The 13,442-nt window shown below is 71.4% G+C and carries 12 protein-coding genes and 2 riboswitches; of the genes, 8 read left to right on the top strand and 4 right to left on the bottom strand.

What is annotated here, in order from left to right; translation table 11 throughout:
- Window positions 1–85 precede the first annotated feature (85 nt).
- From ACFHWE_RS06720 to ACFHWE_RS06685, 8 genes are all read left to right on the top strand, one after another.
- Window positions 86–2,221 (top strand): transglycosylase domain-containing protein, encoded by a 2,136-nt coding sequence (locus ACFHWE_RS06720; protein ID WP_416599739.1) that lies wholly within the window; start codon window positions 86–88, stop codon window positions 2,219–2,221.
- 41 nt (window positions 2,222–2,262) lie between these two features.
- A riboswitch (TPP riboswitch) is annotated at window positions 2,263–2,371 on the top strand.
- 105 nt (window positions 2,372–2,476) lie between these two features.
- Entirely contained in the window at window positions 2,477–3,088 is a 612-nt protein-coding gene (locus ACFHWE_RS06715; protein WP_416599738.1) for an ECF transporter S component, read from the top strand.
- 152 nt (window positions 3,089–3,240) lie between these two features.
- A riboswitch (TPP riboswitch) is annotated at window positions 3,241–3,349 on the top strand.
- 103 nt (window positions 3,350–3,452) lie between these two features.
- The gene (locus tag ACFHWE_RS06710; protein ID WP_416599737.1) at window positions 3,453–4,064 is read left to right on the top strand and encodes an ECF transporter S component; all 612 of its coding nucleotides are present in this window, start codon (window positions 3,453–3,455) and stop codon (window positions 4,062–4,064) included.
- A gap of 5 nt (window positions 4,065–4,069) precedes the next feature.
- On the top strand, window positions 4,070–5,632 hold the full coding sequence (locus tag ACFHWE_RS06705; protein ID WP_416599736.1) for an ABC transporter ATP-binding protein: 1,563 nt from the start codon (window positions 4,070–4,072) through the stop codon (window positions 5,630–5,632).
- An 11-nt stretch (window positions 5,633–5,643) separates the two neighbouring features.
- A complete protein-coding gene (locus ACFHWE_RS06700; RefSeq protein ID WP_416599735.1) occupies window positions 5,644–6,393 on the top strand; it encodes an energy-coupling factor transporter transmembrane component T family protein in 750 nt (249 codons plus the stop codon).
- Between the two features lie 310 nt (window positions 6,394–6,703).
- Window positions 6,704–8,662 (top strand): serine/threonine-protein kinase, encoded by a 1,959-nt coding sequence (locus tag ACFHWE_RS06695; protein ID WP_416599734.1) that lies wholly within the window; start codon window positions 6,704–6,706, stop codon window positions 8,660–8,662.
- 409 nt (window positions 8,663–9,071) lie between these two features.
- A complete protein-coding gene (locus tag ACFHWE_RS06690) occupies window positions 9,072–9,851 on the top strand; it encodes an electron transfer flavoprotein subunit beta/FixA family protein (RefSeq protein ID WP_416599733.1) in 780 nt (259 codons plus the stop codon).
- Window positions 9,852–9,885: 34 nt separating this feature from the next.
- A complete protein-coding gene (locus ACFHWE_RS06685; protein ID WP_416599732.1) occupies window positions 9,886–10,830 on the top strand; it encodes an electron transfer flavoprotein subunit alpha/FixB family protein in 945 nt (314 codons plus the stop codon).
- Between the two features lie 105 nt (window positions 10,831–10,935).
- Here the strand turns inward: ACFHWE_RS06685 and ACFHWE_RS06680 are convergent, their stop codons facing one another.
- From ACFHWE_RS06680 to ACFHWE_RS06665, 4 genes are all read right to left on the bottom strand, one after another.
- Window positions 10,936–11,886: an oxygenase MpaB family protein gene (locus tag ACFHWE_RS06680; RefSeq protein ID WP_416599731.1), complete on the bottom strand. Its 951-nt coding sequence runs from the start codon at window positions 11,884–11,886 to the stop codon at window positions 10,936–10,938.
- 151 nt (window positions 11,887–12,037) lie between these two features.
- On the bottom strand, window positions 12,038–12,619 hold the full coding sequence (locus tag ACFHWE_RS06675) for a GTP-binding protein (RefSeq protein WP_416599730.1): 582 nt from the start codon (window positions 12,617–12,619) through the stop codon (window positions 12,038–12,040).
- A complete protein-coding gene (locus ACFHWE_RS06670; protein WP_416599729.1) occupies window positions 12,600–12,977 on the bottom strand; it encodes a DUF742 domain-containing protein in 378 nt (125 codons plus the stop codon). Before ACFHWE_RS06670 ends, ACFHWE_RS06675 begins: the two co-directional genes overlap by 20 nt.
- Window positions 12,978–12,986: 9 nt before the next feature.
- Window positions 12,987–13,442, bottom strand: coding sequence for a roadblock/LC7 domain-containing protein (locus ACFHWE_RS06665; RefSeq protein ID WP_416599728.1), 456 nt, complete (start codon window positions 13,440–13,442; stop codon window positions 12,987–12,989).

Raw genomic sequence — 13,442 nt, 5'->3', positions numbered from 1 at the left:
TCCCTCGCCGCCGGGGTCCGTCCGCAGCGGCCCTGCGAGTGTGGGCTCCGAGAGCTGTCTTTGAACGCGGCTGTGAGGGGGGCCTGTGACTGGGGCTGGCGGCAAGGGGACAGGAGCGCTCTGGCGAAGGCACGACCTCGCCCGGCTCGCGGGGACCGCGGCACTGGCCGGGCTGCTGGTGGCCGCCCTCGTCCTGCCGTGGGCCGGTGTCCTGGGCCTCATGGGCCGCGACACCGCACGGGCCTTCATGGCGATGCCCGACGAACTGGAGATGCCCCACCTGTCACAGCGGGTCCTGCTCACGGACGTCGAGGGGGAGCGGATCGCGGAGGTCGCCGAACGCGAGCGCGAGGTGGTCACCCTCGACCGCATGGGCACTTGGGCGCCCGCGGCCCTGATGGCGATCGAGGACGCCCGCTTCTACGAGCACAACGGCTTCGACCTCCAGGGCTTCGTGCGGGCCGCGGTGCGCACCCTCCAGGGCGACACCCAGGGCGGCTCCACCATCACCCAGCAGTTCGTGAAGAACGCGCTCATCGAGTCCGCCGTCACCGACGAGGAGGTGGCCCTGGCCCAGGAGCGCACCCTGTCCCGCAAGGTGGTCGAACTGCGCTACGCCCTCGGCATCGAGGAGCGGATGACCAAGGACGAGATCCTGGAGGGCTACCTGAACCTCGCCTACTTCGGCGCGGGCGCGCACGGGATCGAGGTGGCCGCCCAGCGGTACTTCTCCGTGCCCGCCGCCGAACTGGACCCGGGCCAGGCCGCGCTGCTGGCCGGGCTCGTGCGGGCGCCCTCCTACTACGACCCCCTGAGCAACCCGGAGGCGGCCCGGGCCCGGCGCGACCTCGTCCTGGACCGGATGGTCGCCGTGGGGGAGCTGGGTGAGGCCGAGGCGGCGCGCTACGCCGCCGAGGACCTGAATCTGGAACCGACCCCGCGCGGGGGGAGCTGCTACTCCAGTGACCACCCGTTCTTCTGCGACTACGTCATCCGCTGGCTCTCGCGCACGGACGTCCTGGGCGAGACGGAGGAGGAGCGCCTGCAACTGATGCGGCACGGCGGCCTGACCGTGCGCACGACGCTGGACAGCGGCATGCAGGCCGCAGCCAAGGCGGCCGTCGACGACCGCGTGCCGAGCGAGGGGTCGGCGAAGTTCGCCGTGCAGGCCCTGGTCGAGCCCGGTACCGGGGAGGTGCGGGCGATGGCCCAGAACCTGCGGTACGGGTTCGACGAGTCGGACCCCGGCACCACCTCCATCAACCTCGCGGTGGACCGGATCGACGGGGGTGGCAACGGCTACCAGGCGGGATCGACGTTCAAGGCGTTCACCCTCGCCGCCGCGCTCGACGCCGGGCTGGGGTACGGGACGAGTTTCTCCTCGCCCAAGGAGCTGGAGGTGAAGGGCCTGACCAACTGTGACGGCGGACAGATGGCGCCCTGGGAGGTGCGCAACGCCGGGGAGAGCAGCGCGGGCTCGCACAACATGCTCAGCGGGACCCGGGGCTCGGTGAACACCTACTTCGCGCAGCTCCAGCGCAAGGTGGGCCTGTGCGAGACCGCGCGGATGGCCGAGCGGCTGGGCGTGCACCGCGCCGACGGGGCGCCGCTGGGGGTGTGGAGCTCCTTCACCCTGGGGGACCAGGAGGTCTCGCCGCTGACCATGGCCGCCGCCTACGCCACCTTCGCGGCCCGGGGCGTGTACTGCGAGCCCCTGCCGGTGCGCTCCATCACCGCCGGCCGGCCCGAGAGCGAGTCCTACCGGGAGATCCCGGTGGAGTCCGAATGCGAGCAGGTCATCGACCAGCACGTGGCCGACGGTGTCAACCACCTGCTCCAGGAGCCCCTCAACGGCGGGACCGCCGCCGGGCTGGGGATCGGACGCGCCGCCGCGGGCAAGACGGGGACGACCGACAGCGCCGCCTACGCGTGGTTCGCCGGTTACACGCCGGGCCTGGCCGGAGCCGTGGCCGTCGGCGACATCCGCGGTGGTGAGAGCCACCCCCTGGAGGGGGTGACCATCGGCGGGCGCTACTACGGCATCGTCTACGGCGGGACCCTGCCCGGTCCGATCTGGAGCGACACCATGAGCCGGGCGACCGCGTCGCTGCCCGCGAACGGTTTCGCGAGTTCGCCCAAGGTCTTCGGAAACCCCGACGCGGAGCCGGAGGACGACGACGGGGACGACGGCGGCGGGGACGGGACCCAGGCCGAAGAATAGGGCCCCTTGTCAGATACGCCGCCTTATGGCACATAATGGATGCCGACCGACAGGGGAGCGCATGAGCGCTGAGAGTGCGGCACCGAGGCCGCAGACCCTTACACACCTGATCTGGGTCATGCCAGCGAAGGAAGTCGTAGGAACCGTCACCGGTGGCGTGTGTCCCGCGCACCGGTTCCCGGCGCGCGCGGCGCCGCGCTGCCCGGGGGCGCTCTTGGCCGCATGAGCCCTCGTCACACCGGCGAAGGGACACCGATGAGCAACGACACCCGTACGACGGGAGCCTGGAAGGAAACCGTCGGCAGGGCACGCGAGTGGCGCACCGTCGACGTCGTGGTGGCCGCCGTCATCGGCGTCGCCGTCGGCGCCGTGTTCTGGCTGTGGAACATCCTGTGGACCGTCACCACGCCGCTGTTCGTGGCCTTCCCGCCCGGACAGGCCGTCATCTACGGCATGTGGATGATCTCCGGCGTGCTGGGCGGGCTGATCATCCGCAAGCCCGGGGCCGCCCTGCTCACCTCGGTCGCCGCCGCTTCGGTGTCGGCCGTGCTGGGCACCCAGTGGGGGATCATGGTGATCCTCGACGGCACCCTCCAGGGGATCCTGCCCGAACTGGTCTTCCTCCTCCTGGGCTACCGTCGCTGGGGCATGGGCGCGGCCGTCCTCGCCGCCGCGGTCGCCGGGATCTCTCCCGCCATTCGCGACAACGTCTTCTACAACGTCACCTGGCCGCTGGGCTACCAGATCGCCTACGGCCTCATCGTCATCGCCAGCTCGGCGGCCATCGCCGGGGTGGGTGCCCGCCTGCTGACCACCGCCCTGGCCAAGGCGGGCGCGCTGGCCCCCTTCCCCTCGGCCCGGGGCTGAGTCGGCGACCCGACCGTCGAACCCGGTGGTCGGGTCCTCCGGGGAGGGCAGGCCTGCACTCCTGCACGCACCGGCCGGTCATCCGGCACGAGCAACGAGGCGAGGTAGCACCTCTTGTTGTCATACATGACGATCTCTAACGCATAATGGGTGCCGATCGACAGGGGAGCGCATGAGCGCTGAGAGTGCGGCACCGAGGCCGCAGACCCTTACACACCTGATCTGGGTCATGTCGGCGAAGGAAGTCGTAGGAACCGTCACCGGTGGCGTGCGTTCCGCGCGCCGGTTTCCGGCGTGCGGTGCCGCGCTGCCCGGGGGCGCTTTTGGCCGCGTGAGCCCTTGTCACACCGGCGAAGGGACACCGATGAGCAACGACACCCCCTCCTCCCAGGAACGGAGAGACACCGTCGACAGGGTATGGGGCTGGCATGCGGCCGACCTTGTGGCCGTTGCCGTGATCGGGGTCGCCGTCGGCGCCGTGTTCTGGCTGTGGAACATCCTGTGGACCGTCACCACGCCGCTGTTCGTGGCCTTCCCGCCCGGACAGGCCGTCATCTACGGCATGTGGATGATCTCCGGCGTGCTGGGCGGGCTGATCATCCGCAAGCCCGGGGCCGCCCTGCTCACCTCGGTCGTCGCCGCCTCGGTGTCGGCCGTGCTGGGCAACCATTGGGAGATCATCGTCCTCTTCCACGGTGCCCTCCAGGGGATCCTGCCCGAACTGGTCTTCCTCCTCCTGGGCTACCGCCGCTGGGGCATGGGCGCGGCCGTCCTCGCCGCCGCGGTCGCCGGACTCTCTCCCGCCATTCGCGACAACGTCTTCTACAACCTCACCTGGCCGCTGGGCTACCAGATCGCCTACGCCCTCATCGCCGTCGCCAGCTCGGCGGCCATCGCCGGGGTGGGTGCCCGCCTGCTGACCACCGCCCTGGCCAAGGCGGGCGCGCTGGCCCCCTTCCCCTCGGCCCGGGGCTGAGCCCGGTGGGCAGCACCACAGGTCCCTGCGGAGCGCGCGTCGAGCTCTCCGGCTGGGGATGGAAGCACTCCGGACGCACCGCCCACGCCCTGCGCGGCGTGGACCTGACCGTCGAACCCGGTGAGCGGGTCCTGCTGTTGGGGGCCTCCGGCGCGGGCAAGTCGACGCTCCTGCACGCGCTGGCCGGGCTCACCGGCCCCGACGGCGCCATCGCTGGAGACCAGGAGGGCACCCTCCTGGTGGACGGTGCCCCGGCCGACCGGCGCCGGGGCGCGGTCGGCCTCGTCGGCCAGGACCCCGAGACCCAGCTCGTGATGGCGCGCGCGGGCGACGACGTGGCCTTCGGCCCGGAGAACCTGGGTGTGGCCCCCGAGCTGATCTGGCCGCGCGTCGACGCCGCCCTGGCTGCGGTGGGCTTCCCCTACGGGCGGAGCCATCCCACCGGTGCCCTGTCCGGAGGGGAGAAGCAGCGCCTGGCGCTCGCCGGGGCGCTGGCCATGCGCCCCCGCCTGCTGCTGCTGGACGAGCCCACGGCCAACCTCGACCCGGAGGGCGCCGCACTCGTCCGGGGCGTGCTCTCGACCCTGTTGGCGGAGACCGAGGCGACACTGGTGCTGGTCGAGCACCGGGTGGCCGACGTCGTGGACCTGGTGGACCGCGTCGTGGTCCTGGAACCGGGTGGCGGTGTGGCCGCCGACGGGCCGCCCGGCTCCGTCTTCGCCGAGCACGGCGCGGCCCTCGCCGGACAGGGGGTGTGGATCCCCGGCGCCGAACCCGCGCCCGTGGTGCCCGCCGCCCCCGGCGGGCCGGTGCTCGCCGAGGCGGCCGGGGTCGCCGCACGCACTCCGAGGGAGCCGGGGGTGCGCGCCGCGCCGCCGCGCACGGTGCTCTCGGACGTGGACCTGGCGGTGGCGGCCGGTACCGCCACTGCCCTGACCGGTCCCAACGGCGCGGGCAAGTCCACGCTGCTGATGATGCTCGCGGGGCTGACCCGGCCCCACCGGGGCGTGGTGCTGCCGCGCGGCCCGTTGGCCGGGGCCGACCGGCGTCCGCTGCGCCGCTGGCCCGCCCGGCGCCTGGCACGGCACGTGGGCACGGTCTTCCAGCACGCCGAGGACCAGTTCGTGACGGGGACGGTCCGCGACGAACTGCTCTTCGCGCCGCTGCGGGCGGGGGCCGCGCGGGCCGAGGCCGAGGGGTGGGTCGGTGAACTCCTGGAGCGGCTGCGCCTGACCGCGCTGGCCGACGTGCACCCCTACACGCTCTCGGGGGGCGAGAAGCGTCGGCTGTCCGTGGCCACGGCGCTCAGTTCCGGCCCTCTGCATGCCCCGGACGTCCTGGTGCTGGACGAGCCGACCTTCGGGCAGGACACGCGCACGTGGCGGGAGCTGGTGGAGCTGCTGGGGGCGCTGCGCGCCGAGGGGCGTGCCGTGGTCATGGCCACCCACGACGAGCCGCTCCTGCGCTCCCTGGCGGACGTGCGGGTACGGGTGGCCGACGGGCGGACCGAGGTGTGCGCGGACGGCCCGGAGCGGGCGGGGCCACGGCCGGAGAGGGACGGTGGGTGAGCGTGGGCGACATGCTGACACTGGAGGTGCCCCGCGGCGGCGCCCGCCACTGGCTGGCCGCGCGCAACCCGGCTGCCAAGCTCCTGGCAGCCCTGGTCCTGGGACTCGGGCTGGTCCCGGCGGTGGACGCGGTCACCGGCGGGGTGGTGCTGGCGGTCGTGCTGGCGTCGGTGCCCTTCAGCGGGATCGACCGCCGGACCCTGCTGGTGCTGGGCGGCCCGTTCGTCCTCATGGGCCTGTCCAGCGGACTGGTCAACTACCTCTACGGCGAGCACGGCGCGGAGGGGGCGGTGGGCGCCGCGGTCCGGCTGCTGGCGATCGCCCTGCCCGGGCTGCTGGCCGCAGCGGGCAGCGACCCCACCGAGATGTCGGACGGCCTGGTCCAGCGGCTTCGGGTGCCCGAGCGCCCCGCGATGGCGGTGCTCGCGGCGCTGCGGCTCATCCCGCTGCTCGTCGCCCAGTGGCGCACGGTCACGCTCGCCCGGAGGGCGCGCGGACTGGCGGCGGGGTACGACCCGATCCGAGGGGCGGGCCTGTTCTTCGGGCGGCTGTTCGCCCTGCTGGTGCGTGCCATTCGTGCGGGGACGCTGATGGCCACGGCCATGGACGCCCGTGGGTTCGGCACCGGTCCCCGGACCCGGGCGAGGACGAGCCGCTGGGTACACGCGGACACCCTCCTGATCGCGGGGGCGTGCTGCGTGCTGGCGGTCGCCTACACGGTGTCGGCGAGGCTGGGCACTCTGGTGCTCCTCTTCTCATGACACCTCGCGGGGAGGGGGCCGCCTGGGCCTACCCTGGGTGCGCAAAGCTCCGATAGGGGACTGAATCATGACGTGTCCGTGTTCGGACACCGTAAGTGGGCTTCGCGGAACCGGCCGGGCGGTTTTTCCGTCATACTCGTGGTGGTCTCTTCCACGGCCCGTACAGCAGACGCAGGACCCCTGCCGCATCGGCGGAAGGAAAGCAGACCGCAACGGGCCCGAGCCGGGCCGTACAAGCCGAAGGTGACCCATCCCCCGGCCGATAAGCTGGACGCGGTGGTATGTGGTCTTGTGAGGGGATGAGTTCTCGATGGCAATGTCGGCAGGTTTCCCCATGGGTGAGGAGCTGCCGGAGCGCATCGGCCACTACGTGATCCGCCGCCGTATCGGGCAGGGCGGCATGGGCGTGGTCTACCAGGCCGAGGATCCCCGGACCGAGCAGTTCGTCGCGGTGAAGGTCCTCAAGCCCGAGGTGGCGGGGGACCATATCGCGCGTGCGCGCCTGCACCGCGAGGTCGAGACGATGCGCCGTGTGCAGAGCCCCAACGTCGCCGAGGTCATCGACGCCGACACCCAGGCGGAGCTGCCGTGGGTGGTCACCGAGTACATCCCGGGGCCCACGCTGGACGCGACGGTGACCGACCACGGGCCGCTCCGGGGCCGGGCGCTGACCCGGTTCGTCACCGGGCTGGCGCGGGCGATCAAGGACATCCACGCGATCGACGTCATCCACCGGGACCTCAAGCCCGGCAACGTCATCATCTCCAACGGAGAGCCGATCGTCATCGACTTCGGTATCGCGCACGCGGTGGACGGGGCCAAGCTGACCCAGACCGGCACCTTCGTCGGCACCCCCAGCTACCTCTCGCCCGAGGTCATCGAGGGCACCGACCTGGGTTCGGCCACCGACATCCACGCCTGGGGCGGCACGGTCGCGTTCGCCTCCACTGGGCGGCCGCCCTACGGGGCGGGCACCTTCGAGGTGATCTTCTACCGCATCCTCAACGGCGAGATCGACCTCGACGGCATGCACGAGGCGCTGATGCCGCTGGTCAAGGCGGCCGTCACGCGGGACATGGCCCGCCGTCCCAGCGCGGACCAGTTGGTCGCCGAGACGAGCCGGCTCAACCTCGACCTGCCCTGGGACGGGAACGCCTCGTCGCCCGGGTTCGGCGGCGGCGCCGTCCTGGGCGGCGTGGCCGAGGTCGAGGAGGCCCACCTGTGGCAGCCCGCGGACGGGGGTCACGACGACGGCGCGGCGGGCGACCGCGGCGGCGAGGAGGAGGCCCTCCCGGTGGCCGCCCACGAGTCCGGTGGTGTCCAGGGCACGCGGTACCTGGACCCGGTGGACCCCGAGCCGCAGCGGGCGCAGGACCCGTCGGGCACCATGATGATGCCTCCGCAGGGGCGGGACGCCGAGGAGGTGTCCACCTACGAGGCGCCGCCGAGCGACGCGCCCCAGACGCAGTTCTTCAACACTCCGCTCGCCAAGGGTGACTTTTCCGACATCCTCCCACCGGTGGGGCAGGACCAGCGGTCCCCCGGCCACACCCAGGAGTTCGACGAGGACGACTACGACGACGGCGGGGGCGGCTTCATGGGCCGGTTCCGCCGAGGCCGCAGCGACCGGCTGGGGGACTACTTCAGCGGCGGGGAGGCGGACTCCTACGACGACGGGGAGTACTACGACGACCACCCCGGCTACCGGATGCACCCGCTGATGCTCCTGCCGCTCATGGTGGCCCTGGCCGGTACGGCCCTGTGGTTCCCGTGGTTCGGCTACGCGCTCGGCGTCCTGGTGATCGCCGGACTGGGCGCACTGGACGTGGTCAAGGCCGAGCACGAGCGACGGCTCCAGACGCGCGGCCCGCGCGGTTCCGACGGCATGGTGGTGGCGCTGAGCTTCCCCTGGGCCTTCGGGCGGATGCTGGTACGCACGGTCCTGTTCGGCCTGGTCTACCTGATCGGCGGCATCCTGGTCGGACTGGTGTATTCACAGATAGTGGAGACCGGCAGCGAAGGTGCAAACTATACGGGCGGCTTCGCGATCTTCGTGGCGGTGCTCCTCGGCTACATCATGCCGAGCGGGCGGGAGGCCCGCCACCAGGCGGTGTGGGCGGTTCGGCGGGCCAGGTTCCGCAACATCTACCTGTTCGTCGGCCTGAACGTCGCCGTCGTCCTGCTGATGATGTTCATCCTGTCCATCGGCCTGAGCGCCGCACCGGAGTGGACACCCTTCGGGGGGCCCTCGGACTGGTTCTCCGAGTGATCCGCGGCCGCGGATGAGCCCTGCGCGCCCTCCTCCCCGAGCGGGACGGAGGGCGCGCCCGTGTCCGCGGCCGGTCGCCGGGGGCGCTGGCCATAGGGTGGTGACCGGGACGCCGGAGCCGCGTGCCCGTGCCGATGCACGGGCGGTGGGCCGCCGTTACAGGGCCCCGGGCGCTGCGCTCCCGAGCTTGTGAGGTATTCCTTACTTGACCCGGGGTTCGCAGGTTGGTCCTGAGGCTACTAGCCAGTAACATCTGGGCATCGGTACACAGCGGGACGGGTGGAGGAGAACACCGGACCCCGCCGTCGGATGACCGAACGGCGTTCGACATTGTTGGCAGTACGGGGCGCGCCAGCGTCCGCTCCGCCAGACGGCGGATCATGGAGTGCAGGGAGGTCGGCCACCGGCCATGAATATTGTCGTTTTGGTCAAGCAGGTCCCGGACACGGCGACCGAACGGAAGCTCAGCGACGCTGACAACACGCTGGACCGTGCAGCGTCCGACGGCGTCATCAACGAGCTCGACGAGTACGCCATCGAAGAGGCGCTTCAGCTCAAGGAGAAGCACGGTGGCGAGGTCACCGTCCTGACCATGGGCCCGGACCAGGCCACGGACTCGATCCGCAAGGCCCTGTCCATGGGCGCCGACAAGGCCGTCTTCGTCAACGATGACGCCCTTCACGGCTCGGACGCCCTCCAGACCGCCTACGCGCTCGCGCAGGCCCTGGGCACCATCGAGTACGACCTGGTCGTCCTCGGCTCCGAGTCCACCGACGCGCGCACCGGCGTCGTGGGCGCCGCGCTCGCCGAGTACCTCGGCCTGCCGCAGCTCACCTTCGCGGGCAAGGTCGACGTCGACGGTGGCGTCGTCAGGATCCAGCGCCAGACCGACTACGGCTACGACGTCGTCGAGGCCCAGATGCCCGCCGTCGTCTCCGTGGTCGAGAAGATCAACGAGCCGCGCTACCCGTCCTTCAAGCTGATCATGCAGGCGAAGAAGAAGCCGGTCGACAAGAAGTCGGCCGCCGACGCCGGTATCGACACCGGCAAGGTGGGGCTGGCCAACGCCACCACCGAGACCGTCGACTTCGCCGCCGCGCCGCCGCGCGCCGCGGGCACGATCGTCACGGACGAGGGCGACGGCGGTGCGAAGATCGCCGACTTCCTCTCCGAGAAGAAGTTCGTGTAGGCCAGGCGAGAGACTCAGGGAAGGTTCAAGGATTATGGCTGAGGTCCTCGTCCTCGTCGACCACGTCGACGGACAGGTCAAGAAGGTCACCACCGAGCTGCTGACCGCGGCCCGCCGTATCGGTGAGCCCGCCGCGGTGTGGATCGGCGACGGCGCGGAGTCGGGCAAGGCCGGGCTGGCCGAGTTCGGCGCGGAGAAGGTCTACGTCGCCTCGTCGGAGCTGAACGACTACGTCGTGGCCCCCAAGGCCGAGCTGCTGGCGAAACTGGCCCAGGAGAAGTCCGCCGCCGCGATCCTGGTCTCGGCCACGCCCGAGAACAAGGAGATCGCCGGCCGGACCGCCGTCAAGCTGGGCTCCGGTGTGCTCACCGACGTCGTCGACGTCACGGCCGAGCTGGTCGCCGAGCACAGCATCTTCGGCGGCGCCACCATCGCCCACGCCCGCGTGAGGACCGGCGTGCCGGTCGTCGCGGTCCGCCCGAACTCCATCCCGGCCGAGCCCGCCACCGGTGCGGCCGCCGAGGAGGCGGTCTCCGTGGAGGTCTCCGACGCAGCCAAGGGCGCCAAGGTCGTCGAGCGCGTCGCGCAGGAGAAGGGCGACCGCCCCGAGCTCACCGAGGCCGCCATCGTGGTCTCCGGTGGCCGCGGTGTGGGCTCGGAGGACTTCACGGTCGTCGAGCAGCTCGCCGACGCGCTCGGTGCCGCCGTCGGCGCCTCCCGCGCCGCCGTGGACGCCGGCTGGTACCCGAACCAGTTCCAGGTCGGCCAGACCGGTAAGACGGTCAGCCCGAACCTGTACGTGGCGCTGGGCATCTCCGGTGCCATCCAGCACCGCGCGGGCATGCAGACCTCGAAGAACATCGTCGCGGTCAACAAGGACCCCGAGGCGCCGATCTTCGAGCTCGCCGACTACGGCGTGGTGGGCGACCTGCACACGGTCGCCCCGCAGCTCACCGAGGAGATCAACAAGCGCAAGTAGCGCGTTCCCGGTTCCAGTGCCCGGCCGGGGTCCCTGGCCGGGCACTCGCGCGTCCGGGGCCTGGAGCCCCTGGGGACCGGGCCGCCGCCCCTGCCGGGCGACCGCCTACTCCGCGGCTTCGGGTGTGCGCTCCTGGCCGGGGGCGGGCACACGCGTGTCCGTACCGGGGATCTCCACGGTCGCCATGCCGTGGGGGACCGGGCAGCCCCGGGGGAAGGTCCCGATCCGGGACGGGTCGTGGCCGTGCGGGTAGCTGCGGATGTTGGGGCTCTGCGCGGGCATGCGCGGTTCCTCGCGCGGCCGCATCCGGCGCACCGCCTTGGCGCGCAGCCGCAGGGCGGTGCGGGAGAGCGTCCGCCAGGTACGGGAGGGCACGGGGTAGCCGAAGGCCTCGATGAGGTGGTCGTCCAGGAGCGCCCTGGTGAACGGCCGGATCAGCGGGCGCTGCCAGGCGGGGTAGAAGGTGGTCATGAGGTCGAGGGTGGCGTCGGAGACCGCCCGGCCGCCGTCGGTGTAGGAGAAGTGCTCGCGCTCGTAGGAGTCGAAGAGCTCGCGGAACCCGGCGTAGGTCTCGGGGATGTCCCTGATCCCCATGTGCCGGCCGAGCTTGCGGTAGTAGTTCGTCTGCGCGGCGATCTCGTGGTCCGACAGGCGCCGCCACCCGTAGCCGAGGTCGTTGAGCCAGCGGACGGGCATGACGACGAAGGTGCTGAGGACGTAGCGGTAGTCGTCGTTGCCGATCCCGTAGGAGCGGTGCATCTGGTTCATGCGGCGCAGTGCGTCACGGCCCCGGCCCGGGCCGAACCCGTGCTCCAGGATGTCGCTCAGGATCAGGGCGGTGTCGTCGTAGCGGTACTGGGTACGGGTGGTGAACTCCTTGGTCCGGGCCAGGAGCTCACCGATGCTGGGCACCGCGTAGGTGCGGTACAGGGCCAGCCCCAGCGCCTGTTCGATGTCCCAGGGGAACTCGTGGCCGCTCAGAATGCGGACGATCCGCTCGCAGTCGCGCTCGGCGTCCAGGGCGTGGATCCGCTCATACCACTCGAACCGTTTCAAGACCTACTCCAGCCGCTTCGGGACCGCGCGGGCAGACTCGGGACCGGACGCGGGCGGCACCACGGCGGTGCCGCCTCCCCACCGGAACTTTGCCTGAACGGCCCTCGTGTAAACAGGGATGCGGTGCCAGCCCCGAGGCCGTGCGCCGGTGTCAGGCCGCCACGTTGCTCACCACGTGGTTGATCAGGCAGAGCAGGACCGCCTTGGAGGACTCCCGTTCGCGTGCGTCGCCGATGACGACCGGGATCGACGGGTCCAGGCTCAGCGCCGAGCGCACCTCCTCCTGCTCGTAGTGGTGGGAGCCCTCGAAGTGGTTCACCGCCACCACGAACGGGATCCCCCGCCGCTCGAAGAAGTCCACCGCCGCGAAACAGGTCTCCAGGCGGCGGGTGTCGGCGACGACGATCGCCCCCAGGGCGCCCTCCGACAGCTCCTCCCACATGAACCAGAAGCGCTCCTGTCCGGGGGTGCCGAACAGGTACAGCACGAGCTGCGGGTTGATGGTGATGCGGCCGAAGTCCAGCGCCACGGTCGTGGTGGACTTGGCCTCCACCCCCGACAGGTCGTCGACGCCCATACTGGCCTCGGTCATCAACTCCTCGGTGCTGAGCGGGCTGATCTCGCTGACCGAACCGACCATCGTGGTCTTGCCCGCTCCGAAGCCGCCCGCGATGAGGATCTTCAGCGCGGACGGGACCGATTCCTGGGTGGGGTCAGAGTTTCTGGATGCCATCGAGTACCGCCTGGAGGACGTCCCGGTTCACCGGGCTCTTGGACGTGTAGGGGGCGCGTGCCAGGGCCAGGCCGCGGTTGAGGAGGTCGCTGAGCAGGGCCTTGACGACGCCGACCGGGATGTCCAGGTGCGCGGACACCTCGGCCACCGACTGGGGGCGGCGGCACAGTTCGAGGATGCGGAGCTGCTCCGGTTCGAGGGCCACCTCGTCCACCTCGACACGCTTCGCCGCGATGACGACGCTGATCATGTCCAACTGGACGGTGTCCGAGCGGCCGCGGCCCTGCGCGATCACGTACGGGCGGACCAGGGGCTCCTCGGACGCCTCACCGGGGCCGTACTCGCTGTGTTCTCGCATGAACGTCCCCTACCGTGCGGCTTCACCGGACGCGTCCGCCTGCCTGGGCGCGGCTTCCATGTACCGGCCGACCTGTTCGACCAGCACGTTCATCTCGTAGGCGATGAGGCCGACGTCCGCGCTCTCCTCAGCGATGACGGCCAGCCGGGCGCCCCGGCCCGCACCCGTGACGAACAGGTAGGCCCGCTCCATCTCCACGATGCTCTGGAGGACCTGGCCGCCGCCGAAGCGCTGGCTGGTGCCCCGGGCCAGGCTCTGGAAGGCGGAGGCCACCGCCGCCAGGTGCTCTCCGTCCTCCTCCGTCAGGTCCTGCGAGCGGCCGATCAGCAGACCGTCGGCCGACAGCACGATCGCGCTGCGCGATCCGACCGCCCGGTCGAGAAGCTCGTCCAGGAGCCAGTCGATGTTCTTCTTGTCCGCGCCACTGCCGTTGTCGAGTTCTGCGCTGTCAGGAGTGCTCGTCAC

The sequence above is a fragment of the Nocardiopsis sp. LOL_012 genome (genome assembly GCF_048060475.1).
GTDB lineage: Bacteria > Actinomycetota > Actinomycetes > Streptosporangiales > Streptosporangiaceae > Nocardiopsis.
Note: the sequence above shows the minus strand (reverse complement) of the source record. Positions and strands in the feature narration are given on the sequence as shown.